The sequence below is a fragment of the Azospirillum sp. A29 genome, assembly GCF_042604625.1.
Taxonomy (GTDB): domain Bacteria; phylum Pseudomonadota; class Alphaproteobacteria; order Azospirillales; family Azospirillaceae; genus Azospirillum; species Azospirillum palustre.
In genome coordinates this window covers 1-21,643 of the sequence record NZ_CP170469.1, presented here as the reverse complement: position 1 = coordinate 21,643, position 21,643 = coordinate 1, and the positions used below count along the sequence as shown (strand labels likewise).

The 21,643-nt window shown below is 68.0% G+C and carries 22 protein-coding genes; 10 read left to right on the top strand and 12 right to left on the bottom strand.

Annotated features, from left to right (window positions below; all coding sequences use genetic code 11):
• Positions 1-11 precede the first annotated feature (11 nt).
• Entirely contained in the window at positions 12-650 is a 639-nt protein-coding gene (locus ABNQ38_RS34185) for a hypothetical protein (RefSeq protein WP_377811325.1), read from the bottom strand.
• On the opposite strand from ABNQ38_RS34185, the gene ABNQ38_RS34180 reads away from it, so the two are divergent.
• A complete protein-coding gene (locus ABNQ38_RS34180) occupies positions 632-1,336 on the top strand; it encodes a YoaK family protein (RefSeq protein WP_377811324.1) in 705 nt (234 codons plus the stop codon). The two genes, ABNQ38_RS34185 and ABNQ38_RS34180, sit on opposite strands and share 19 nt — an antisense overlap.
• 30 nt (positions 1,337-1,366) lie before the next feature.
• Here ABNQ38_RS34180 and ABNQ38_RS34175 read toward each other — a convergent pair whose 3' ends face one another.
• Positions 1,367-2,296 (bottom strand): LysR family transcriptional regulator, encoded by a 930-nt coding sequence (locus ABNQ38_RS34175; protein WP_377811323.1) that lies wholly within the window; start codon positions 2,294-2,296, stop codon positions 1,367-1,369.
• A gap of 136 nt (positions 2,297-2,432) precedes the next feature.
• Here ABNQ38_RS34175 and ABNQ38_RS34170 point away from each other — a divergent pair, with 136 nt between their 5' ends.
• The 3 genes from ABNQ38_RS34170 to ABNQ38_RS34160 all read left to right on the top strand — a co-directional run bounded on the left by ABNQ38_RS34170 (position 2,433) and on the right by ABNQ38_RS34160 (position 4,118).
• Positions 2,433-3,131: a pirin family protein gene (locus ABNQ38_RS34170; RefSeq protein WP_377811322.1), complete on the top strand. Its 699-nt coding sequence runs from the start codon at positions 2,433-2,435 to the stop codon at positions 3,129-3,131.
• A gap of 70 nt (positions 3,132-3,201) precedes the next feature.
• Complete coding sequence (locus ABNQ38_RS34165) at positions 3,202-3,777, top strand: TMEM175 family protein (protein ID WP_377811321.1); 576 nt, start codon at positions 3,202-3,204, stop codon at positions 3,775-3,777.
• Positions 3,778-3,887: 110 nt separating this feature from the next.
• Complete coding sequence (locus ABNQ38_RS34160; protein WP_377811320.1) at positions 3,888-4,118, top strand: hypothetical protein; 231 nt, start codon at positions 3,888-3,890, stop codon at positions 4,116-4,118.
• Positions 4,119-4,172: 54 nt separating this feature from the next.
• Here ABNQ38_RS34160 and ABNQ38_RS34155 read toward each other — a convergent pair whose 3' ends face one another.
• From ABNQ38_RS34155 to ABNQ38_RS34140, 4 genes are all read right to left on the bottom strand, one after another.
• Positions 4,173-4,976, bottom strand: a complete 804-nt coding sequence (locus ABNQ38_RS34155) for a FadR/GntR family transcriptional regulator (protein WP_377811319.1) — start codon at positions 4,974-4,976, stop codon at positions 4,173-4,175.
• A gap of 129 nt (positions 4,977-5,105) precedes the next feature.
• Positions 5,106-5,870, bottom strand: coding sequence for an SDR family oxidoreductase (locus tag ABNQ38_RS34150; protein WP_109050195.1), 765 nt, complete (start codon positions 5,868-5,870; stop codon positions 5,106-5,108).
• A 17-nt stretch (positions 5,871-5,887) separates the two neighbouring features.
• Positions 5,888-7,087: a mandelate racemase/muconate lactonizing enzyme family protein gene (locus ABNQ38_RS34145; RefSeq protein WP_098734838.1), complete on the bottom strand. Its 1,200-nt coding sequence runs from the start codon at positions 7,085-7,087 to the stop codon at positions 5,888-5,890.
• Positions 7,088-7,144: 57 nt separating this feature from the next.
• Positions 7,145-8,182 carry an L-idonate 5-dehydrogenase gene (locus ABNQ38_RS34140; protein ID WP_377811318.1) on the bottom strand — a complete coding sequence of 346 codons (1,038 nt, stop codon included), beginning with the start codon at positions 8,180-8,182 and terminating at the stop codon, positions 7,145-7,147.
• Positions 8,183-8,910: 728 nt separating this feature from the next.
• Here ABNQ38_RS34140 and ABNQ38_RS34135 point away from each other — a divergent pair.
• The 4 genes from ABNQ38_RS34135 (at position 8,911) to ABNQ38_RS34120 (ending at position 13,557) form a co-directional block, all read left to right on the top strand.
• Positions 8,911-9,942 carry a 2-hydroxyacid dehydrogenase gene (locus ABNQ38_RS34135; protein ID WP_377811448.1) on the top strand — a complete coding sequence of 344 codons (1,032 nt, stop codon included), beginning with the start codon at positions 8,911-8,913 and terminating at the stop codon, positions 9,940-9,942.
• A gap of 207 nt (positions 9,943-10,149) precedes the next feature.
• Positions 10,150-11,544 carry an MFS transporter gene (locus tag ABNQ38_RS34130; protein ID WP_377811317.1) on the top strand — a complete coding sequence of 465 codons (1,395 nt, stop codon included), beginning with the start codon at positions 10,150-10,152 and terminating at the stop codon, positions 11,542-11,544.
• Between the two features lie 90 nt (positions 11,545-11,634).
• Positions 11,635-12,630 (top strand): DUF4862 family protein, encoded by a 996-nt coding sequence (locus ABNQ38_RS34125; RefSeq protein WP_377811316.1) that lies wholly within the window; start codon positions 11,635-11,637, stop codon positions 12,628-12,630.
• Positions 12,631-12,660: 30 nt separating this feature from the next.
• Positions 12,661-13,557 carry a LysR family transcriptional regulator gene (locus ABNQ38_RS34120; protein WP_377811315.1) on the top strand — a complete coding sequence of 299 codons (897 nt, stop codon included), beginning with the start codon at positions 12,661-12,663 and terminating at the stop codon, positions 13,555-13,557.
• A 54-nt stretch (positions 13,558-13,611) separates the two neighbouring features.
• On the opposite strand, the gene ABNQ38_RS34115 is transcribed toward ABNQ38_RS34120, so the two are convergent.
• Positions 13,612-14,937 (bottom strand): NAD(P)/FAD-dependent oxidoreductase, encoded by a 1,326-nt coding sequence (locus ABNQ38_RS34115; protein WP_377811314.1) that lies wholly within the window; start codon positions 14,935-14,937, stop codon positions 13,612-13,614.
• A gap of 247 nt (positions 14,938-15,184) precedes the next feature.
• Between ABNQ38_RS34115 and ABNQ38_RS34110 the strand changes: the two genes are divergently transcribed.
• The gene (locus tag ABNQ38_RS34110; protein WP_109050202.1) at positions 15,185-15,661 is read left to right on the top strand and encodes an Lrp/AsnC family transcriptional regulator; all 477 of its coding nucleotides are present in this window, start codon (positions 15,185-15,187) and stop codon (positions 15,659-15,661) included.
• 99 nt (positions 15,662-15,760) lie between these two features.
• Here the strand turns inward: ABNQ38_RS34110 and hpaE are convergent, their stop codons facing one another.
• Positions 15,761-17,278, bottom strand: a complete 1,518-nt coding sequence (gene hpaE / locus ABNQ38_RS34105) for a 5-carboxymethyl-2-hydroxymuconate semialdehyde dehydrogenase (protein ID WP_377811313.1) — start codon at positions 17,276-17,278, stop codon at positions 15,761-15,763.
• 338 nt (positions 17,279-17,616) lie between these two features.
• On the opposite strand from hpaE, the gene hpaR reads away from it, so the two are divergent.
• Complete coding sequence (hpaR, locus tag ABNQ38_RS34100) at positions 17,617-18,069, top strand: homoprotocatechuate degradation operon regulator HpaR (RefSeq protein ID WP_377811312.1); 453 nt, start codon at positions 17,617-17,619, stop codon at positions 18,067-18,069.
• A 36-nt stretch (positions 18,070-18,105) separates the two neighbouring features.
• Here the strand turns inward: hpaR and ABNQ38_RS34095 are convergent, their stop codons facing one another.
• From ABNQ38_RS34095 to ABNQ38_RS34080, 4 genes are read right to left on the bottom strand one after another with little or no spacing between them, the layout of a single operon-like run.
• Entirely contained in the window at positions 18,106-19,560 is a 1,455-nt protein-coding gene (locus ABNQ38_RS34095; RefSeq protein ID WP_377811311.1) for an NAD-dependent succinate-semialdehyde dehydrogenase, read from the bottom strand.
• Between the two features lie 29 nt (positions 19,561-19,589).
• Entirely contained in the window at positions 19,590-20,414 is an 825-nt protein-coding gene (gene hpaI, locus ABNQ38_RS34090) for a 4-hydroxy-2-oxoheptanedioate aldolase (RefSeq protein WP_377811310.1), read from the bottom strand.
• 20 nt (positions 20,415-20,434) lie between these two features.
• Entirely contained in the window at positions 20,435-21,238 is an 804-nt protein-coding gene (gene hpaH / locus ABNQ38_RS34085) for a 2-oxo-hept-4-ene-1,7-dioate hydratase (RefSeq protein WP_377811309.1), read from the bottom strand.
• 15 nt (positions 21,239-21,253) lie between these two features.
• Positions 21,254-21,643 carry a 5-carboxymethyl-2-hydroxymuconate Delta-isomerase gene (locus ABNQ38_RS34080; protein WP_377811308.1) on the bottom strand — a complete coding sequence of 130 codons (390 nt, stop codon included), beginning with the start codon at positions 21,641-21,643 and terminating at the stop codon, positions 21,254-21,256.

Here is a 21,643-nt window from a genome sequence, read left to right as displayed (position 1 = left end):
CATGGTGCCGCTCAGGTCTGCGATGCCCTACGCTGGCTGCGCCGGCAGGCGATCTCCCGGCGCGTGACCGTCCATTCCTCGGTCGGGAAGCACCCCGGCAGGGCCAGGCTGAGCCTCGCCAGCAGCTTGGAGCGCCAGCGCGTCCGGCGACCTCGGATTGCCTGCTCGAGCTTCGAGGGATCGAAGCCGGCCCATTCGCCGGCAGGCTGGAGCAGGTTCGAAAAGCAGACGGGATGGATCTCCTCCCGAAGGATGGCGTCCATCTCGTCCAAGCTGTAGGGCGAGGCGGAAAGGACCTGCACCCGCCATGCGCGGGACAGCGAAACGTCCGTGTCCAGATACATCGTCGACAACGCTTCCCAGACCGGGCGGCGCTCTTTCAGCTGTGGGTCCGAAAAGCGGATGGCGCTGCTGTTCATCGCGATGGCGGCTGGTGACGACCGGGAGTTCCGGCAGCCTAACCCATCCGTCCATCCTGTCGAGGCTGTTCGGCATGCGGCCAGATCTGCTGCAGCCAAGCCTGCCGGGAGGTCCAGAATGGTCCAAGGTCGTGCCGATGCGACAAGACCATGCCGGTCGCCGTCGCCGATACTGCCCTCTTCGCTCGAAGAAACCGCAGGAAACGACAGCCATGTCCGCACCGGCCGCATCAGGCACCTCCCCACTGCCCATCCTCCTGCTGCTGCTGTCGGTGACGACGGGGCTCGTCGATGCCGTCAGCGTGCTCGGCCTGGGCAAGGTCTTCACCGCCAACATGACCGGCAACATCGTCTTCCTCGGCTTCGCCGTCGTCGGTACGCCGGGCTTCCGGGTTCTGCCGGCGGTGGCGGCGCTGCTGTCCTTCCTGACCGGTGCCCTGATCGCCGGCCGGCTCGGCAGGACATTCGCCGGCCGGCCGATGCGGCATTGGCTGCTGACCGCCGCCCTGTTCGAAACGGCCCTGTTCTGGATCGCCGCCGCCGTCGCCGCGGGCTTCGATGTCGAGACGCAGGCTCCAGCGGCCACTCTGTACGCGATCATCGTCCTGACCGGCTTCGCCATGGGATTCCGAAACGCCACGGTCCGGCAGATGAAGGTTCCCGATCTGACGACGACGGTCCTCACCCTGACCCTGACCGGACTGGCCGCCGATTCCAGCCTTGCCGGCGGGCCGAACACCAATGCGCGACGCCGGATGGCCAGCGTGGCGGCGATCTTCCTCGGTGCCGCGCTCGGCGCCGTCATGGTTATGCAGAGCGGGCTGGTGCTGCCCCTGGTCGTCGTCGGCGCGCTGGTGCTGGCAGGCACCGCGTTCTGCGCACTTCACCCGGCCTCGACCGCACCGGTTGCGGCCTGACGCCGGCGCGGCGATACCGGGAACCGTCCGTCAGAGGTCGGTGAAGCCGTCCTCCTCCCGGTCGCGGGCTCCCAACTGCACGAACTGGGCGAGCAGCCAGGAGGCGGCCGGGCCGGGCGGCGTGTCGCGCCGCCAGACGCCGGAGAAGCGATAGGTGCCGCCCGGATGGTCGGGCATGGCGAGCCGCACCAGGGTGCCGGCGACCAGATCGGGCGCGACCATCGGCAGCGGCATGTTGCCCCAGCCGATCCCTTCGCGCAGCAGCGCGTGCTTGGCGCCCAGGTCGGCGAGCCGCCATGTGCGCGGACTCATCACCGAGAAATCCTGCCCCTCGGTGGCACGCGACCGGTCGGTGAGGACGAGCTGCACATGGTCGCGTCCGGCGCCGGGGGCGATCTGCGCCATGCGGCCCAGCGGGTGGTCGGGGGCGGCGACCGGCACCATTGGCACCGATCCGGCGGTCGTGCGGTCCAGCCCGTCCATGCCGGCCGCCACCGGGCCGGAAATGCCGAGCACCGCCCGGCGGTCGAGCACCAGGGCGGCGACCGCGCCCAGGGTTTCGACATGCAGGCGCAGCGAAACCGTCGGATGGCTGCGCGCGAAGTCCCGCAGCACCCGGCCCATACGGTCGGCCGGCAGCATCACGTCGACGGCGAGATCGACCTCCGCCTCCAGCCCCTCGTGCAGGCCCCGCACCTTCGCGCGCAAGCCGTCCATCCCCTGTGCAATCGTCCGGGCTTCGGCGAGCAGCGCCCGCCCGGCGGCGGTCAGCGTCGGCTTGCGCGACCCTTCGCGGTCGAACAGGGTCAGGCCGAGCTGGGCTTCGAGGTTGGCGATGCCATAGCTGACGACGGAGACCGCCCGGTTCAGACGCCGTCCCGCCCCGGCGAAGCTGCCGGCATCCACCACGGCGAGGAAGATGCTGAGTTGGTCGAAGCTGGGGGTGCCGACGCTGCTCATCGTTCAACTTTCCTGAACATCTTGCGGTGTTTTATAGGGGTAAACCTGAAAGGAGACCAGCGCTATTGTCCTCTCAAGCGAAACACGGCGGCCGATGCGGCAAGGACCCATCGGTCGCACAATCAGGAGACGGACCATGATCGAACTGCGTCCCTTCGAGAGCCTGGGCGGCGAGAACCACGGCTGGCTGGATGCCAAGCATCACTTCTCCTTCGCCAACTACTATGACCGCAAGCGGATGAACTGGGGCAACCTGCGCGTCTGGAACGACGACACCATCGCCCCCCACACCGGTTTCCCGACGCACCCGCACCGCGACATGGAGATCGTCACTTACGTCCGCGAGGGCGCCATCACGCACCAGGACAATCTGGGCAACAAGGGCCGCACCGAGGCGGGCGACGTCCAGGTGATGTCCGCCGGCACCGGCATTGCGCATTCCGAATACAATCTGGAGGACGTCACCACCCGCATCTTCCAGATCTGGATCATGCCGACGCGCAGCGGCGAGAAGCCGAGCTGGGGCAGCAAGCCTTTCCCCAAGGGCGACCGCAGCGGCCATTTCGTCACCCTGGCGTCGGGCTATTCCGATGACGGCGACGCCCTGCCGATCCGCACCGACGCCCGCGTGCTGGGGGCGACGCTGAAGGCCGGCGAGACGGCGACCTACCCGCTCGGCAAGGACCGCCGCGCCTATCTGGTCCCGGCCAGCGGTGCCGTCGAGATCGACGGGGTGCGGGTGAATGCCCGCGACGGCGCGGCCATCGCCGATCTCGACACCCTGACGGTGACGGCGCTGGAGGACAGCGAAATCGTCATGGTGGATGCCGCCTGACGCACCCGATTTCGTACCGGGGCTTTGCCGCCCCGGTGCGGAGTCCTCTGCAAAGACAGGAGTTCGGAGCATGAAGGCCGGCCGGCTGGAAGCGTTCACCGATGGCGTGGTGGCGATCGCCATCACCATCATGGTACTGGAGTTGAAGGTGCCGGAGGATGGCAGCCTCGCCGCCCTGGCGGAGCGCGTCCCCATCCTGCTGGCTTATGTGCTGTCCTTCATCAATGTCGGGCTCTACTGGAACAACCATCACCATCTGCTGCAAGCCACCACGCGCATCGACGGGCGGGTGCTGTGGGCCAACCTGTTCCTGCTGTTCTGGCTGTCGCTGGTCCCCTTCGTCATCCGCTGGCTCGATGCCAGCGACTTCTCGCCGGTGGCGACGGCATCCTACGGCGTCGTGCTCGGCATGGCGGCCATCGGCTACAGCCTGACCGAACGCGCGATCATCGCCTGCGGCGGGCGCGAGTCGGTGGTTGCACGGGCGGTCGGATCCGATCTGAAGGGCAAGATCAGCCTGGGGCTGTATGCCCTGGCCATCCCGCTGGCCTTCGTCCTGCAATGGCTGTCCATCGCCCTCTACATCCTGGTGATCCTGTTGTGGCTGGTGCCGGACCGGCGGATCGAGCGCATCGTGGAGGAGTGACGGAAAACCGGCGCCGATACCGGTCGGCAGCGATGGGCTGCGGACCGGTGCTGGCTGGCTCCCCCGACCCTGTGCTACAGCATGCCGAAACTGATGGGGACGCCGGCAGCATGCCAACGATGACGGACTGGACGATTCGGCACGCGGTGACGCGGGTTCACGGGTGCGACCTGGCGGTGATCTGGCGGGGGCCGGAGATGTGGGCGTGGGTCGTCACCGTCGCCGGCGAGCAGGTCCGGTCCGGAACCGCGCGCACCATGGGCGGTGCCCAGGATGCCGCATTGCGTGCCGCGAAAGCCCATGCGGACGACGGCGGCCGCGTCCAGCTCCCGCTGTTCTGACGGCGTCGATGCTGCGCGCGGACGGTCCGGCCGCCTGCCTTCACAAGCTTGCAGTTACACGGCCGCGGCCTTGGGGCGCCGCTTGCGGACCGGCTTTCCTGACTCCGCATCGCCGTCGGCCAAGCTGGCGTCGGTGTTGCCGTCACGGCGGTAATGCTCGTAGGACTTGTCGATATGCTGCTTCATCAGCTTTTCGGCTTCGTCGGGCTTGCCGCTCTCGATGGCCGCGATGATCGCATCGTGCTCGTTGGCCGCGGCATGCATGCGGCCGTCCTTGTAGGTGGCGTGCTGGTGCGAGAAGCGGAGCACGTCCGGTCCCATCAGGGCGATCAGTGACCGGAGCAGGTTGTTGTTGGTCGCTTCGGCAACCTTCAGATGGAACAGCAGATCCTCTTCCAGCGTATAGGCGTTGGCCTCGGCCTGCTCGCGCATGCGCTGCTGCGCCTTGCGGATTTCGGCGATCTGGGCGCCATGGGCGCGTTCGGTTGCCAGCCGGGCGGACAATGCCTCCAGCGCGCCGCGCACCTCGATCAGCATCTCCGGGCTGGTGTCGCCGGCATTCAGGATGTTGCTGATCAGGCCGATCAGCACATGCTCGCTGAGATTTTCCACCACCGTCCCGCTCTGCGGGGATGTGCGGACGATCCCGAAGAATTCCAGGCGGCGCAAGGCCTCCCGGACCGTGCCGCGGCTGACGTCGAAGCGCTCCGCCAGCACCCGTTCGGCCGGCAGCTTCTGGCCGGCCTTGATGATCCGGCGGGCGATCAGGTCGCTGATCTGCTCGATGATGATGTCGGGCGGACGCCGGATCTTGATCTTCTGAAAGTGGCGGGAGACGTCGAAATCAGGATCATCCATGCCGCTCTCCGATCACCGAACTGGTTCGCTGGTTTACAATCACTCCAGTTGTTTAGGCATCCTTGACTGCCGAGTCAATCGCAGGCCCCCGCCGGGCGTTTCCGCCCGGCGGGAGGGAAGACCGGACGATCAGTAGACGGCCATGATGCCGCCATCGACGAAGATCAGCTGTCCATTGACGAAATCGGACGCCGGCGAGGCAAGGAACACCGCGGTGCCGACCAGATCGGCCGGGTTGCCCCAGCGGCGGGCGGGCGTGCGCTTCTTCACCCAGCCGTCGAACTCCTCGTTCTCGATCAGCGGCTTGTTCATCTCGGTGACGATGTAGCCCGGACCGATGGCGTTGATCTGGACGTTGAACTCCGCCCATTCCGCGGTCATCGATTTGGTCAGCAGGCGGATGCCGCCCTTGGCGGCGGCATAGGGCGCCACGGTGACGCGGGCCTGCTCGCTGGTCAGCGAGCCGATGTTGATGATCTTGCCCGCCCGCCGCGCGACCATGCGGCGGCCGGCCTCGCGCCCGACGAGGAAAGCGCTGGTCAGGTTGGTGTCGATGACCTTGCGGAAGTCCGCCACCGGGAAATCGACCAGCGGGCTGCGGATCTGGATGCCGGCGTTGTTGACCAGGATATCGACAGAGATGCCCTGCTCGTCGAATTGGGCGAAGGCCTTCGCCACGGCGTCCTCATCCGTCACGTCGAAGGCGGATTCATGGACGGTATAGCCCTTGTCGCGCGCCCTGGCGGCGGCATCGGCGAGGGAATTGGGGTTGATGTCGCTGAGGATGATCGCGGCACCGGCCTCGGCCAGCCCTTCGGCGATGGCGTTGCCCAGCCCGCGGGCCGAGCCGGTGACAAGGGCGGTCTTCCCGCTCAGATCGAACATGGTCGTCATGGTGGTGAGTCTTCCGGTTAGAGGCTTGTGCGGCGAACGCGCAGATCGGGACGCTCGAAGACGGCCGGCAGCAGTTCGGTGCCGAGCCCCGGCCCTTCCATCGGCAGGACATGGCCGTCGACGATGCGGGGAACTTCGGTGACGAGTTCCGCGTACCAGCCGGTGTAGAAGGCCCGCACCGACTCTTGGATCAGCGTGTTCGGGTTCGACAGCGAGGAATGGACCGCGGCGACATAGGCGACCGGGCCGGTGCAGTCGTGCGGGGCGTAGGGACGGTGGTAGGTGTCGGCGAGCGCCGCGATCTTGCGGCCCTCGGTCAGGCCGCCGGTCCACACCAGATCGGTCATCACCACGCCGATGGCGCCGGATTCCAGCATGTCCTTGTAGGGGAAGCGCGATCCCAGCGTTTCCGAAGCGCAGATCGGCACGCTGGTCGAGGCGGCCAGCTCGGTCAGCGCATTGACCGAGTTCATGCGGATCGGATCCTCGTACCAGGTCGGATCGTAGTCCTCCAGGACGCGGGCGATCTTCTTGACGGTCGGCAGGTTCCACAGGCAGTGGAATTCGACCATGATCTGCATGCGGTCGCCCACCGCCTTGCGGATCTTCTCGAACGGTTCGACGGCGCGTTTCATCTGCTCGGCGGTGATGAAACGGCCGTCGTTGGCGATGGCGGCGGGATCGAACGGCCAGATCTTCATGCCGGTGATGCCCTGTTCCAGCAGGCTTTCCGCCAGCCGGCCGGCATCGGTCATGAAGCCGTTCAGATCCTCGTACGGCCCTTCGCTGGAACCCAGGTTCCAGGTGTCGACCGGCTTGATCTTGTTGGAGCGCACATAGCCGTAGCCGGCGCAGGTGTTGTAGACCGGCACCCGGTCGTGGCAGAGGCCGCCCAGCATCTGGTGCACCGGCTGGCCGCAGACCTTGCCGAAAATGTCCCACAGCGCGAGGTCGATGGCCGATGCGGCGCGGTATTCGGCGCCGGTCGAGGACTGCGCCATCGGCAGGTTCACCAGCTCGCGGGCATGGGCCTCGATGCGCAGCGGGTCCTTGCCGAGCAGGCGGGCGGCCAGCACGTCATGGATGTGCGCCTCGACCGCGCCGGCGCCGTAGAAGGTCTCGCCGAGGCCGACGATGCCGGCATCGGTGTGGACGCGGACCCAGACGACGTTGGAGAACTCGTCTGTCCTCAGTGTTTCCAGCTGCGTGATTTTCATGGAGCGCTCGCAAGGGAGGGGTGGGCTTGCGCCGTGCCGCGGCACGGCGCCGCCGGATCAGAAGACGATCTGGACCTTCATGTTGCTGTTGCGGTCGTGCGCCGCGGCGAACGCGTCGGCCGCCGCCTCGAACGGGAACTGCGCCGTGGCCAGCGGCGACAGGTCGACGCCGCCGGTGGTCAGGGCGGACACCGCCCAGGCGAATTCCTCGTGGAAGCGGAAGGAGGTCTTGAACGTCACTTCCTTCGCGAGCAGCCGGTTCAGCGGGATCGGGGTGAGGCCGGGCGCCAGCATGCCGACCTGGACGACGGCACCGCCGGGGCGGGTGCTGAGCACGCAGGTCTCCACCGCCCTGGCGCTGCCCGACGCTTCGAAGCAGACATCGAAGCAGCCGCGGTCGGCCTGCCAGCGGTTGGGGGTTTCGCTGTCGGCCAGCACGTTGACGGTTTCATCGGCGCCGATCCGGGCGGCGATCTCCAGCGGCTTGTCGGACAGGTCGGTGATGGTGATGTGTTCCGCCCCCGCCCGGCGCGCGGCGACGGCGATCAGGCAGCCGATCGGCCCGGCGCCGGTGATCAGCACGCGCCGGCCGAGCAGGCTGCCGGCCTGCGCCACCGCATGGAGGGCGACGGCGAACGGTTCGGCGAAGACCAGATTGGTGTGCTTCGTGTCGGCCGGCACCGGGAAGCACTGGAAGTCGCGCACCACCAGCGTTTCGCGGAAGGCGCCCTGGACATGGGGGAAGCGCGAGGCGCTGCCGAAGAAAATCATGTTGGCGCAGAGATTTTCCCGGCCGGCCAGGCAGTGCGGGCAGGTCCGGCACGGCTTGCCGGGGTTGACGGCGACGCGGTCGCCGATTTTGGTCCGGGTGACGTCGGGGCCGACCTCGACGACGTCGCCGCTGATCTCGTGGCCCAGGACCATCGGCTCCCGGACATTGAAGTCGCCGACGCGGCCTTCGAAGAAATAATGGAGATCCGAGCCGCAGATGCCGCCGGCGGCGATCCTGACCCGGACCTCTCCCGGCTTCAGCGCCGGCTCGTCGAGCGTTTCAAGGCGAAGGTCCTTTTGTCCATGCAGAACACAGCCGCGCATCTGGTCTCTCCTGAAAGGTAACGGCGCGCCGTCGCGCCTCGTGTCCGTGTGGTGTCCGTGTGGGATGCCGCCCGATTGTCCGGCCTGCGGGTGTCCCGTGCTTTGCCAAGGTGCCCGACAGCGGCGGTGGCGCGTATCCGGTAAAATGAACCAATATGCGAATTGGTCTTCTGGTTGGATGATTATGCTGGTCGCACGGACTTGTCAACACGGCGTGTTCGGACTTGCGGCAGGCGTCGTCGGCATAGGGCAGTGGCGACTGCCGGCGTGCCGGAGGTGTCAGGAAAAATATGACGGTCTATCAACGGGATGGGCGTGAATGTCCATACGGAGGACTCTGTCGGGCTGTGGCGCTCCACCCATAAAAGACCGGGAAGTCAAGGCGTCGCCCTGCGACCGTCAGTCGCATGGTGACAAAACATTTTGTGCATCCAGCGTTATGCAGTTGACAGGCCCTCGCCCGGTGCACTATCCACTGGAATAGAAGACCAGTGTACCAATTGCCCAATTATCGGCGACCGGTCCGGCAGATGCCTTCAGGAGTCGGGGCGGTATGGGGTGCCTAGCACCGCCGCCCGCGATAAGAAGCACGAAGCATCCGGCCGGAGCGTGAGTGGACCGGAACAGGGCATCGGATCCGGTCGGGCAATCAAACCATTCCGCTGACCGCAGCGCTCCGTCGCTGCGGAATCCGGCGGGAACACCATCGAGGGGGAATCATGAGTGCTATGTCCAAGGAGAAATCGCAGGCCGGCGGGGGCGCCGCGCCGCCCGTGTCCCCCCTCCGCGTGGTGATTGCCGACGCCAACTTCCTGCCCCACCGCGCCTTGATGGAGGCGCAGCTTCCCGCCGGCACCGTCGTGTCCTGGCATCCCGCCTTCGACGAGGCGGCGGTTGCGGCCGACCTGCCGGGCGCTGACGTCTTCGTCGGTCCGCGCTTCACCGCCGCGATGGGGGCCGCCGCCGACAGCCTGCGGCTGGTCCATGTCGGCGGTGCCGGCTATGACGGCATCGATGGCAAGGCGCTGCCCGCTGGCGTGCTGTGCGCCAACACCTTCTGTCACGAATCCTCGATTGCCGAATATGTGGCGGCGACCAGCGTCGTCATGCGCCGCCAGCTTTTGCAGCAGGACCGCGAACTGCGCCGGGGGCACTGGGATTCTTCCGTCTACGAATCGCAGCGCTCTCAATTGGGGTCGTTGGCCGGTGCCACCGTCGGCATCGTCGGGTACGGCCACATCGGATCGCAGGTCTGGCGGCTGATGCGGGCGTTCGGCGCCTCCGGCGTCGCCGTCACCTCACGGCCCGCCAGGGCCGACGGGGAGGGGTTGAGCTGGGTCGCCGGCACCGACGGTCTCGACCGCCTGCTGGCGGAGAGCGACATCGTCGTGCTGTGCCTGCCGCTGTTGCCGGAGACGCGCCACCTCATCGGCAAGGCGCAGCTTGCGGTGATGAAGCCCGATGCCTTGCTGGTCAATGTCAGCCGCGGCCTGCTGGTCGACCCCGAGGCGCTTTACGACGCGCTGAAGGAACGCCGCATCGGCGGTGCCGTCATCGACGTGTGGTACCAGTACCCGACCGGCGGCGCCCATGCCCAGCCGGCGGCGCTACCCTTCGACACGCTCGACAACATTCTGATGACCCCGCACATCTCCGGCGTCACCACCCAGACCTTCCAGGGCCGCGTGCGCGATGTCGCCGCGAACATCGCCCGGCTGACGGCGGGAGAGCCGCTGCGCAATCCGGTCAGCCCCCGCTGAACGCCGGCTGACACCGTCGCGGGCTTGCCCGGCGGCAAGCCCGGCCGTGTCCAACCGTTGACCCAGTCGCTGGCGCCGCACCGGCCGGCTTGCTCATCGCCGGCACCCTCACGATCGCGCCCCTCATCGCGCGGCCCCTCATCGCGCGGTTCAGGCCGCGCACGCTCATTGCTCCACCGCTGCGGTGGTTGATGAAGGAAGCAGGACATGTCTCAGATATCCAGCTCCATCGCGGAAACCGAACGGATCGCCCGGACAGACGCCGCCGACGCTCCTGCCGATGCCAAGAATGTGCGCCGCGCCGCGCTGGCGGGGCTCATCGGCACGATGCTCGAAAACTACGATTTCGTGATCTACGGCACCGCGTCGGCCCTGATCTTCAGCAAGCTGTTCTTCCCGACGATCTCCCCGGCGGCCGGCGTCATCGCCGCCTTCGGCGCCTATGCCATCGGTTTCCTCGCCCGGCCGCTCGGCGGCCTCTTCTTCTCGCATTACGGCGAGAAGTTCGGCCGCAAATGGGTGCTGGTCACCACCCTGTTCCTGATGGGCGGGGCGACCTTCGCCATCGGCTGCCTGCCGACCTACGAGACGGCGGGCGTCTGGGCGCCGCTGCTGCTGGTGCTCTGCCGCTTCTTCCAGGGCTTCGGCGCGGGCGCCGAGCAGTCCGGCGGCGCCACTCTGCTGACCGAAACGGCTCCGCTCGGTCAGCGCGGCCGGCTGTCGTCGCTGATCATGGTGGGTGCGGCCTTCGGCACCGCATTGGGGGCCATCGCCTGGATCGGCGCACAGCAGCTTCCCAACGAAGCGCTGATGAGCTGGGGCTGGCGCGCGATCTTCTGGAGCAGCATCGTCGTCACCATCGCCGCCTTCGTCATCCGGCTGAAGCTCGCCGAAAGCCCGGTGTTCCTCGAACTCAAGAAGAAGGTGGACGTCAAGAACCAGGCTCCGCTCCGCGTCGTCGCGAAGCATGGCAAGAAGAACGTCATCAAGGTCATCCTGATGAACTGGGGCGTGTCCACCCAGTCCTACACCTATCAGGTCTTCATGATCTCCTACCTGATCAATGTGGTGGGGGTCGACACGCACTTCGTTCCGCCGGTCCAGCTTGCCGCCGCCATCGCCGCGTCCTTCGCCGCCTTCCTGACCGGCAGCCTGTCCGACCGTTTCGGACGCCGGCGGATGACGCTGGTGCTGACCGGGATCCTCGTCGTCACGCCGTTCCTGGTCTTCCCCGGCCTCAACACCGGCTCGCCGGTCCTGATCACCGCCATCATCGTGTTCGGCTACATGGTCGCCGCCCAGGGCGTGACCGGCGTGCACATGAGCTTCTTCCCCGAGATCTTCGGCAGCCGCTACCGCTATGCCGGCGTGACGCTGGGCCGGGAGTTCTCGTCGATCATCGGCGGCGGCATCGCCCCGCTGCTGTGCGCCTCGCTGCTGGCCTGGTACGGCAATTCCTGGGTTCCGGTCGCGATCTATATGGCCGTCACCATGCTGGTGTCGTTCCTGGCCACCTACTCGCTGCCCGAAACCCTCGACCGCGACCTCAACACGCCGACGGATGCCGAATGGGGCGAAGCCCGGCCTTCCGGCCGCGCCTGAACCCTGCGACGGCCGGTGCGGGGGGCGCGATCGGGGATTGCGCCTCCGCACCCGTGAAAAACTGCCCGCGAGAAAGAAAGGGCAAGAGCCATGACCACCGAGCATCGTTACAAGCCCCTCCGCGTCGTCGGCGCCTATGCCGCCCAACCGGACGAGGCTCATGAGCGCAGGGCGTTTCTGGAGGAGGTTCTCTCTCTTCCCGGTGTCGACGGCCTGGAGATTTCCTGGGGAGCGCCCGGCTGGGAGCAGGATGCCCCGCTTCTGGCCGAGCTGCTCGGCAATCGAGGGGGGCGGGGAGGGCATGTGCTGACCCTGATCGGGGCTGCGGCGTCGATGGCTGCCAAAACTCCGTCCGTCGGATTGGCCTCTCCCGACCCCGATGGGCGTGAGCGGGCGGTCCAACTGGTCGCATCGGCCCGCGAGGCCGCCCTGGACTGCCTGGCGCGCGGGCAGCGCATCGTCGCCGTCGAGCTTCAGTCGTTTCCGACGCTGGTGCCGGCCGATGCCGGGCTGGGGGGAGAGGCGCTGGAGCGGTCGCTGTGCGAGATTCTGGCGTGGGACTGGGGCGGTGTCGCCGTCGTCCTCGAACATTGCGACGCCCGTACCGCGACCTTGCCCTGGCAGAAGGGCCTGCTTCCCCTCGACATCGAGATCCAGGCCGTCGCCGCTGCCGCGGCAAGGTCGCCGACGCCCACGGGAATGGCGGTGAACTGGGGCCGCTCGGCAATCGAGGAGCGGGACGCGACGGCGCCCGAACGGCATGTGCAGCGCCTGCGCTCCGCCGGCTTGCTGCGCGGCGTGATGTTTTCCGGCGCGACGGATCGCGATGGCGCTTACGGCATGGCCTGGAGCGATGTGCATCCGCCGCTCCGCGAACAGATGCCCGATTCTGTCATGGACCGGTTCAAGGTGGCGGCGACGCTCGAAGCCGCCGGCAGCAGCCTGCTCTATGACGGCGTCAAAGTCGCGGTGCGGCCGCCGCAAACTACCGTGAAGGACCGCATCGCCGCAATCCGCGGCACGCTCGCCGCTCTCGATGGCACGGTACCCTTACCGCTCGACCCACAGGCTTGTCGATCGCTATAGTCGGCCGATCAACAGAGCCCAGGATCGTGAATGCAAGCCCGCCAGTTGGAAGTCTTCTGCATGCTGATGCGCTGTGGAACGGTGACCGGGGCGGCGGGGATGCTGAACATTTCCCAGCCGGCCTTGAGCCAGATCCTGCTGCATGCCGAAGATCAGCTGGGGTTCAAGCTGTTCGACCGGGTGCGCGGACGTCTCGTGCCGACCCAGGAGGCCAACGAGCTTTATCCGGAGGCCGAGCGGATCTTCTCGGAACTGGGGGCGTTGCGTCGGCGCACCGTCGACATGCGTCACGGCCGCACCGGTCTGGTCCGTCTCGCCGCCTCCGCTCCGCCCTCCATGTCCATCGTTCCCAAGGCGTTGACGGCATTCCGCGAGGCGCATCCCGACATCGTCGTGCGGTCCCTGGTCGCGCCGATCGGCAACATCCGCGACATGCTGCGCAGCGGTGACGTTCTGCTGGGGGTGGCGATGAACGCCATGCCCCATCCCGACCTCGATGTCGAAACGGTCGGTCATGCCGAACTGGTCTGCCTGATGCCCGAGGGGCACCGGCTGGCCGGACAGGCCGAACTGGGCTTCGCCGATCTGGCGGAGGAGACGCTGATCTCCTACCGCGTCGACACGCTGCCCGGCCGGCTGCTGGCCGGGGCGCTGGAGGCCGAGGGCGGCGTCTATGCCCCGGCGGTGGAGATCGACCTGTCGATCACCGCGCTGCCCTTCGTGCGCGAAGGCATCGGCGTGGCGGTGGTGGACGGACTTCTGCCATGGAGCCAGTTTTCCGGCATCGTGCAGCGGCCCTTCCGCCCGAGCATCCAGGTGCCCATCGCCATCCTGACCAGCAAGGAGCGCCCGCTGTCCGGCAGCCATGCCCTGATGCGCGACTGCATTCGCCAAGCCGCTCGCGCCCTTGAGCCGGGTCGCTCCTGAATTTTCCGGCCTGACGGCTCCTCAGGGCTTTTGACCGGGCAGGCCCGATGCCGGTCAGAAATCGGCGACCCTGCCGGCGGAAAAGCCGGCGAAGCGGTCGGGGTGGTAGGGCTTGGGATCGACAATCGGCGGCTGATCGGTGATGAGGTCGGCGATCAGGTGCCCGGCGCCGGGGCCAATGCCGAAGCCATGGCCGCTGAAGCCGGCGGCCAGGATCAGGCCGGGCAGGCTGCCGACCTCGCCGATGGCCGGAACGCCGTCGGGCGTGCTGTCGATGTAGCCGGCCCAGGCGGCGGTGATCGGCGCGCCCTTCAGGCCGGGCAGCAGCGCCGTTGCCCGCTCGTGGGTGAGGCGGATGGTGCTGCGGTCCGGGCTGGGGTCCAGAACCCGCACCCGCTCCATCGGCGTCGGGCGGTCGAGCCGCCAGCGCCGCAGAGTCTCGTGGCCGGAGCGTATTCCCTCCGTCCCGCCGGGCATCAGGCTGCGCCAGCGCCGGGCGAACATCGGCATGAATTGCGGCGCGAAGCGGATTTGCTGGAGCGTCGGGTCGACGCGTCCGCGTCCGCTGATGGCCAGCGTGTGCCCGCCGTCGCCGCGCCGGGTGATCGACACGGCGGCGGTGTGCAGGGCGTCGGGCAGGCCGGACGGGCTGGGACCGACCGACAGGATCGACGAGCGGATCGAGGCCAGCGGGAACCGCACGCCCATCTGATGGCAGAAGGAGGACGCCCAGGCTCCGCCCGCCAGGACCGCCAGCGTCGTGCGGATCGTTCCCTTCTCGGTCACGACGCCGCAGACCCGTCCGCCGGCGGTTTCCAGCCCGCGCGCGGCGTAGCCCTGATGCACCGTGCCGCCCAGATTCATGATCGCCTTTGCCACCGCGGGTGCCGCGCGGGCCGGATCGGCGATGCCGTCCGACGGCGAGAAGACGCCGCCCTTCCAGGGCTTTCCGGTCGCCCGGCCGCGCTCGGCGGCCTCGGCGGCGGACAGCATGTGGGTGGTGACGCCGACCGTCCGGGCGAAATCGCGCCAGCGCGCCCAGCCTGCCAGTTCCCCGTCGTCGTTGCTGAGATAGAGCAGGCCGCAGCGGGAAAAGCCGGTGTCCTCGCCGCTCTCCGCGGCGAAACGCTCCCACAAATCCAGGCTTTTGGTCGCCATCGGCAGTTCGCGCGCGTCGCGGTTCTGCTGCCGGCACCAGCCCCAGTTGCGGCTGGACTGTTCCGCCCCGACCTGTCCCTTTTCCACCAGCGCCACCGACAGCCCGCGCCGGGCCAGGAAATAGGCCGCCCAGACACCGACGATGCCGCCGCCGATCACGACGGCATCCGCCCGTTCGGGCAGGCTCGGGGAGGACGGGATGGTTTGCAAGGGGGCGGGCATGGCGCGGGTCTCCGATTTCGGCGTGACACCATCTAGCCATGGCGCGCGGATCGGCGGGCGCTGCTTTGGGCAACTGAACGGCATTATCTTCTGTCTATGACGGAATGCCCGACGCTTTGTTCTGCCGGAAGAAAGCCACTCGGCCGTCGACAGGCGGGCTGCGCGTGTTAAGCTGCCCCGGCATGCTTGGCAGAATTATCTGCTGCCGTTATTCCGCTCTCCCGCCCTCGAACCGGATGGGTTCCCCATGAAGCTGGACCGCATCGACATCAAGATTCTGCATCAGCTCCAGAAGAACGGCCGGATCACCAACGTCGAGTTGGCCGAACTGGTGAATCTGTCGCCCAGCCCTTGCCTGATGCGGGTCAAGAAGCTCCAGGCGGAAGGCTACATCGAAGGCTACACGGCGCAGATCAATGTCAGCAAACTGGGCCAGACCCTGACCGTCTTCACCGAGGTGACGCTGAAGAACCACCGGCAGGTCGATTTCGCCCGTTTCCTGGCCGCGGTCAAGAAGATCGAACAGCTGCTGGAATGCCATCTGGTGTCCGGCGGCTACGACTACATGCTGAAGTTCGTCACCTCCGGCATCGGCGAATATCAGGAGATCATGGAAAAGCTGACCGACATGGACATCGGCATCGACAAATACTTCAGCTATGTCGTGCTGAAGTCGCCGATCGTGCGCGCCCACATGCCGCTGACGACGCTGTTTCAGTTGTGATCCTGCGCGTTGGCCCCGCGCGGCGCTGGAAGCCGGGGCGATGCGACGGAGGGATCGTCCGCCGCATCGCTCCGGCTTTCAGCGCGCGAACGCGGTGACTCAGGCGCCGAGCTTCGGCACCGTGTGCGTGTCGAGCGCCACGCAGATGTTCTTCGTCTCCATGTAGAAATCGAAGCTGTAGTCGCCGCCGTCACGGCCGATGCCGCTGGCCTTCATGCCGCCGAAGGGGGTGGGCAGGTGGCGGTTGTTCTCCGAATTGATCCACACCATGCCGGCGTCGAGCTTCAGCGCCACGCGGTTGGCCCGGCTGACGTCGCGGGTCCAGACATAGCCGGCCAGCCCATAGGCGACGTCGTTGGCCACCGCGACCGCTTCCGCCTCGTCGTTGAAGGGAATGGCGGTCAGGACAGGCCCGAAGATTTCCTCCTGGGCGATGCGCATGCGGTTGTTCGCGCCGGTGAACAGCGTCGGACGGACATAGTTGCCGCCGGGCTCTCCGGCGCGGACGCCGCCGACCTTGACCGTCGCGCCGTCCTCCCGCGCGATGTCGCAATAGCTCAGAACCTTGTTCAGATGGCGCTCGTGCACCAGCGGGCCGACCTCGGTGGAGGGATCCAGCGGGTGGCCGACGCGGATGCGGGCGACGCGCTCCGCCAGCCTTTCGACGAAGGCGTCATGGATGCCGCTCTGCACCAGCAGGCGCGAGGACGAGGTGCAGCGCTGGCCGTTCAGGCTGTAGATCATGAACACCACGGCGTCCAGCGCCCGGTCCAGATCGGCGTCGTCGAACACGACGACCGGGTTCTTGCCGCCCAGCTCGAAATGCACGCGCTTCAGCGTCGGGGCGCCCTGAGCCATGATGTGGCTGCCGGTGGTCGATTCGCCGACGAAGGCCACCGCCTTGATCGCCGGATGCTCGGTCAGCAGCTTGCCGGCCTCCTCGCCCAGACCGTTGACCAGATTGGCGACGCCGGCCGGCACGCCGGCTTCGGCCATGATCTCGGCCAGCAGCATGGCGGTCAGCGGGCTCCACTCCGCCGGCTTGTGGACCACCGTGCAGCCGGCGGCGAGCGCCGGGGCGATCTTCCAGGTCGACAGCATGAAGGGCGTGTTCCAGGGCGTGATGACCGCCACCGGTCCCAGCGCCTGCCGGACGGTGAAGTTCAGATGGTCCCTGGCCGGCAGCGACAGGCCGTTCGCGGCATCCGGCGCCCGGTCGGCGAAGAAGCGGAAATTCTCCGCCGCGCGTTCGGCCGCCTTGCTCATGAAACGGATCGGCTGGCCGCTGTCCAGGCTTTCCAGCACGGCGATCTCCTCCGCCCGCGCCAGGATGCCGTCGGCGACGCGGTGCAGGATGCGCTTGCGCTCGGTGCCCGGCAGGGCGGCCCAGGCGGGGAAGGCGCGCTGTGCCGCGGTCGCGGCGGCATCGACGTCGGCGGCGTTGCCGGCATGGACCCGGTTGATGATCCCGCCGTCGATGGGGGACAGATTGTCGAACAGCCGCTCCGACTGGCCGGGCACCTCCCGCCCGTCGATGAAATGGCCGAGCGGACGATCCCGGAACCGGGTCAGGAGCCGTTCCGCGGTTGCGAGATTCGTTTCGAAAGCGGATGCCATGGCGTTTCACTCCAGGTTTTGGTTGGCACTTGTTGGGCGGAGCTGTGATCGGCAGAGCTGTGGTGGGCCGGGATATGGCGGGCCGGGCTGCCGCGGGCGGTGCGCGCCGGCGCAGAACTTGATCTGTTAATATTTAACATGTTATATAAATTGGGCTGCGGTGCTGTCAAGCGCTTTCCCTGCGCAGGGCCGCCGCGTTATGGTGCGGGAAACCTCGAGACATGCGTCGACTCTTTCCAGATGAGGCCGGAGCCTTGGGCAGACCTTCCAGAAAAGCCGCGGCGGCAACCGAACCGGCGGCGAAACCCACAGAGGTAACCGGGCAGTCCGCTGGCGAGATGCGGGCCTTCCGCCGGTCGCTGCCGATGGCGCTGCTGAAGGCGCGCGAGGCGGTGATGGCGCGCTTCCGGCCGCTGCTGCACGAACATGACCTGACCGAACAGCAGTGGCGGGTGCTGCGCGCCCTGACCACGGCGGACGAGTTCCGTGCCGGCGAGCTGGCGCGGGTCAGCAGCATCAGCATGCCCAGCCTGTCGCGAATCCTGCGCACGCTGGAAAAGCGCGCGCTGATCCAGCGCGGGATCGAGGACAAGGATTTGCGGGCGGCCCAGATCTCGATCACGCCGTCCGGCCGCGACATGATCGCGCTGATCGCTCCTCACAGCGAACGGCGCTATGCCGAGATCACCGCGGCCTTCGGCGCCGACCGGCTGGCGACGCTGTACGGGCTGCTCGACGAACTCGCCGATTGCCTGGGCGGTGCGGATGGCAGCGACGGCGACGAGGAATAGGGGGCGGGGGCCGACGGCCCCCTCATGTGCGCGTCCTTAGAGTCCCCCCATGCACAGGTATTTGATCTCCACGTAATCCTCGATGCCGTAGCGGGAGCCTTCGCGGCCGAAGCCGGATTGCTTCACCCCGCCGAACGGCGCCACCGCGGTGGAGATCAGGCCGGTGTTGATGCCGACCATCCCGTAGTCCAGCGCTTCGCCGACGCGCCAGACGCGGGCGTGGTCGCGGGTGAACAGATAGGCGGCGAGGCCGTAGTCGCTGTCGTTGGCAAGACGCACGGCCTCGGCTTCGTCGGTGAAGCGGATCAGGGGCGCGACCGGGCCGAAGATCTCCTCCACCGCAACCCGCATCGACGTGGTGACGCCGGTCAGCACCGTCGGTTCGAACCATGTGCCGCCCAGTGCATGGCGCCGGCCGCCCACCGCCACGACGGCGCCGGACCGGGTGGCGTCGGCCACCAGCTCCTCCACCTTCGCCAGGGCGGCGGCATCGATCAACGGTCCCTGCTGCACGCCGTCCTCAAGCCCGTTGCCGACCGTCATCGCGGCCACCGCCTCCGACAGCCGGGCGGCGAAGCGGTCGTAGATGCCGTCCTGCACCAGGAAGCGGTTGGAACAGACGCAGGTCTGGCCGGCGTTCCGGTATTTGGAAGCCAGGGCGCCGGCAACCGCGGCATCGAGATCGGCGTCGTCGAAGACGATGAAGGGGGCGTTGCCGCCGAGTTCCATCGACAGCCGCTTGACCGTGCCGGCGCATTGCCCGATCAGCAGCCGGCCGACCTCGGTGGAGCCGGTGAAGGTCAGCTTGCGCACCGCCGTGCTGGCGGTCAGCACCGCGCCGATCTGCCGGGCCGGCCCGGTCACCACCGAAAAGACGCCGGGCGGGATGCCGGCGCGCTCGGCCAGTGCCGCCAGCGCCAGCGCCGACAGCGGCGTCTGCTCGGCCGGCTTGACGATCATCGTGCAGCCGGCCGCCAGCGCCGGTGCCGCCTTGCGGGTGATCATCGCCGCCGGGAAATTCCAGGGGGTTATGGCGGCGCAGACGCCGACCGGCTCCTTCACCACGACGATGCGGCGGTCGGGCAGGGGGGACGGGATGACGTCGCCATAGAGGCGCTTCGCCTCCTCCGCGAACCATTCGACGTAGGAGGCGGCGTAATCGATCTCGCCGCGCGCCTCGGCCAGCGGCTTGCCCTGCTCCAGCGTCATCAGCAGGGCCAGATCCTCGCGGTTCTCCAGGATCAGCTCGAACCAGCGGCGCAGCAGGGCGGCGCGGCGGCCGGCGGTTTCCGCCCGCCAGCCGGGGAAGGCGGCCTCGGCGGCGGCGATGGCGCGTGCGGTCTCCCCGGCGCCGCAGCGGGGGACATGGGCGATGGTGGCGCCGGTCGCCGGGTCGGTGACGGGACTGCGCCCGCCATCGTCGGCGTCGATCCAGGCGCCGGCCACGAAGCAGCGCTCGCGCAGCAGGGTGCTGTCGGTCAAATCGATCATGGATCTTTATCCTGCGGGGCTGGGGGCGGTCAGTAGCCGCCGGGCGCCGGAGCGGCCGTCGACGGGGAGGTCGTCGGAGAGGCAGACGGCTGGCGGAAGCGGGCGGCCAAGTCGGCGGCGGCGCGGGCGAACAGGGTGGTATCCACCCCGACTCCGACAAACAGGGCGCCGGCCGCCAGATAGGCGCGGGCCAGCGTCTCGTCGGTCGTCAGCACCCCGGCGGCCTTGCCCGCCCTGCGGGTCCGGGCGATGCCGTCCTCGATGGCCGCGCGCACGGTCGGATGTGCGGGCTGGCCGCGCAGGCCCAGCGACGCCGACAGGTCGGCCGGGCCGAAGAAGACGCCGTCCACCCCCTCCACCGCGGCGATGGCGTCGAGATTGTCCAGGCCGCGGGCGGATTCCACCTGCACCAGCAGGCAGATCTCGCCATCGGCCCCGTCCAGATAGCCGCCGATGCGGTTCCAGCGCGAGGCGCGGGCGAGCGCGCTGCCCACCCCACGGATGCCGCCGGGCGGGTAGCGGGTGGCGGCGACCAGCGCCGCCGCCTGCTCCGCCGTCTCCACCATCGGCACCAGCAGGGTCTGGGCGCCGAGGTCGAGCATCTGCTTGACGATCGCCGCGTCGCCGACCACCGGGCGGACGATGGGATGGCTGGCATAGGCGGCGATGGCCTGGAGCTGGGCCAGAATGCCGCGCAGGTCGTTCGGGGCATGCTCGCCATCGATCAGCAGCCAGTCGAAGCCGGCCCCGGCCGCGATCTCCGCGCAATAGGCGTCGGCCAGCCCGAGCCACAGGCCGAACTGCGGCCGCCCCGCCGCCAGCGCCCGCTTGAAGGTGTTTTCCGGAGTCTTCATCGCTGTCCTCCTTGGAATCTTTACACGAAGCGCAGCGCGATGGAGCCGAAGGGGCCGTAATCGGCATGCACCGTGTCGCCGGACTTGACCGGCACCGGGCGGGTGAAGGACCCGGCGAGCACGACCTGCCCCGGCTCCAGCGCCACGCCATGCGGCGCGAAGCGGCGGGCCAGCCAGCAGATGCCGTTGGCCGGGTGGTTCAGAACGCCGGCCGCCACGCCGGTCTCCTCGATTACGCCGTTGCGGTAGAGCAGGGCGGCGGCCCAGCGCAGGTCGGTGTCCAGCGGCCGCATCGGTCGTCCGCCCATGACGATGCCGGCATTCGCCGCATTGTCGGAGATGGTATCCATCACCTTGCGCGGGCGCTTGCTGTCGGGATCGACGCGGTGGCAGCGGGCGTCGATGATCTCCAGCGCCGGCACGACATAGTCGGTGGCCGACAGCACGTCGAACAGCGTGACGTTCGGACCCTCCAGGCGCGATTTCAGGATGAAGGCCAACTCGACCTCCACCATCGGGGCGATGAAGCGGTCGATGGCGATGTCGCCGCCGTCGGGGAACAGCATGTCGTCGAGCAGGGTGCCGTAATCCGGCTCGTCGATCTGCGAGGATTGCTGCATCGCCCGGCTGGTCAGGCCGATCTTGTGGCCGATGACCTTGCGCCCCCCGGCGATCTTCGCCTCCACCCAGCAGCGCTGGATGGCATAGGCGTCCTCGATGGTGATGTCGGGGTGGTCGAGGGAGATCTGGCGGGTCTGGACGCGGGTGTTCTCCGCCTCGTGCAGGCGCGCGGCGGCGGCCCGGACGGCGTCACGACTGAGCATGGGGAAAGCCTCGTCTCAAGCGGCCTTGTAGCGGCCGTGGATGTTGTTGTGCTTCCAGGTGCCGGCCTCGCTGAATTCCTGGATTTCCAGCGACAGGGCGAGGAAGCGGCTGGCGAAGAGCTCGGCGAAATGGTCCCTGACCATGGCGAACAGCGCGTCGCCGGTCTTCGTCTTCTGCTCGGCGCTGCGGCCGGCGCCGATCTTCAGCGTCAAATGGACGAAGGCGTCGTCGGCCGTGCCGTCCGCCACGCAGAAATCCTCCAGCCGGATGGCGCGGGAGCGGATGCCGCCGGTGGGAAAGACGCCGCCCTGGGCGATCAGCACGGCGTTGGCCTTGCGCAGCAGCGCCGGGATGTCGGCCTGTGCGCCGAGGTTGCCGGTGTATTCGACGGTCAGATGCGGCAT

Coding starts and splice junctions, on each gene's coding strand:
- ABNQ38_RS34180 (WP_377811324.1), top strand. CDS start 632: ATGTCCGCACCGGCCGCATCAGGCACCTCCCCACTGCCCATCCTCCTG.
- ABNQ38_RS34185 (WP_377811325.1), bottom strand. CDS start 650: ATGCGGCCGGTGCGGACATGGCTGTCGTTTCCTGCGGTTTCTTCGAGC.
- ABNQ38_RS34175 (WP_377811323.1), bottom strand. CDS start 2,296: ATGAGCAGCGTCGGCACCCCCAGCTTCGACCAACTCAGCATCTTCCTC.
- ABNQ38_RS34170 (WP_377811322.1), top strand. CDS start 2,433: ATGATCGAACTGCGTCCCTTCGAGAGCCTGGGCGGCGAGAACCACGGC.
- ABNQ38_RS34165 (WP_377811321.1), top strand. CDS start 3,202: ATGAAGGCCGGCCGGCTGGAAGCGTTCACCGATGGCGTGGTGGCGATC.
- ABNQ38_RS34160 (WP_377811320.1), top strand. CDS start 3,888: ATGCCAACGATGACGGACTGGACGATTCGGCACGCGGTGACGCGGGTT.
- ABNQ38_RS34155 (WP_377811319.1), bottom strand. CDS start 4,976: ATGGATGATCCTGATTTCGACGTCTCCCGCCACTTTCAGAAGATCAAG.
- ABNQ38_RS34150 (WP_109050195.1), bottom strand. CDS start 5,870: ATGACGACCATGTTCGATCTGAGCGGGAAGACCGCCCTTGTCACCGGC.
- ABNQ38_RS34145 (WP_098734838.1), bottom strand. CDS start 7,087: ATGAAAATCACGCAGCTGGAAACACTGAGGACAGACGAGTTCTCCAAC.
- ABNQ38_RS34140 (WP_377811318.1), bottom strand. CDS start 8,182: ATGCGCGGCTGTGTTCTGCATGGACAAAAGGACCTTCGCCTTGAAACG.
- ABNQ38_RS34135 (WP_377811448.1), top strand. CDS start 8,911: ATGTCCAAGGAGAAATCGCAGGCCGGCGGGGGCGCCGCGCCGCCCGTG.
- ABNQ38_RS34130 (WP_377811317.1), top strand. CDS start 10,150: ATGTCTCAGATATCCAGCTCCATCGCGGAAACCGAACGGATCGCCCGG.
- ABNQ38_RS34125 (WP_377811316.1), top strand. CDS start 11,635: ATGACCACCGAGCATCGTTACAAGCCCCTCCGCGTCGTCGGCGCCTAT.
- ABNQ38_RS34120 (WP_377811315.1), top strand. CDS start 12,661: ATGCAAGCCCGCCAGTTGGAAGTCTTCTGCATGCTGATGCGCTGTGGA.
- ABNQ38_RS34115 (WP_377811314.1), bottom strand. CDS start 14,937: ATGCCCGCCCCCTTGCAAACCATCCCGTCCTCCCCGAGCCTGCCCGAA.
- ABNQ38_RS34110 (WP_109050202.1), top strand. CDS start 15,185: ATGAAGCTGGACCGCATCGACATCAAGATTCTGCATCAGCTCCAGAAG.
- hpaE (WP_377811313.1), bottom strand. CDS start 17,278: ATGGCATCCGCTTTCGAAACGAATCTCGCAACCGCGGAACGGCTCCTG.
- hpaR (WP_377811312.1), top strand. CDS start 17,617: ATGCGGGCCTTCCGCCGGTCGCTGCCGATGGCGCTGCTGAAGGCGCGC.
- ABNQ38_RS34095 (WP_377811311.1), bottom strand. CDS start 19,560: ATGATCGATTTGACCGACAGCACCCTGCTGCGCGAGCGCTGCTTCGTG.
- hpaI (WP_377811310.1), bottom strand. CDS start 20,414: ATGAAGACTCCGGAAAACACCTTCAAGCGGGCGCTGGCGGCGGGGCGG.
- hpaH (WP_377811309.1), bottom strand. CDS start 21,238: ATGCTCAGTCGTGACGCCGTCCGGGCCGCCGCCGCGCGCCTGCACGAG.
- ABNQ38_RS34080 (WP_377811308.1), bottom strand. CDS start 21,643: ATGCCGCATCTGACCGTCGAATACACCGGCAACCTCGGCGCACAGGCC.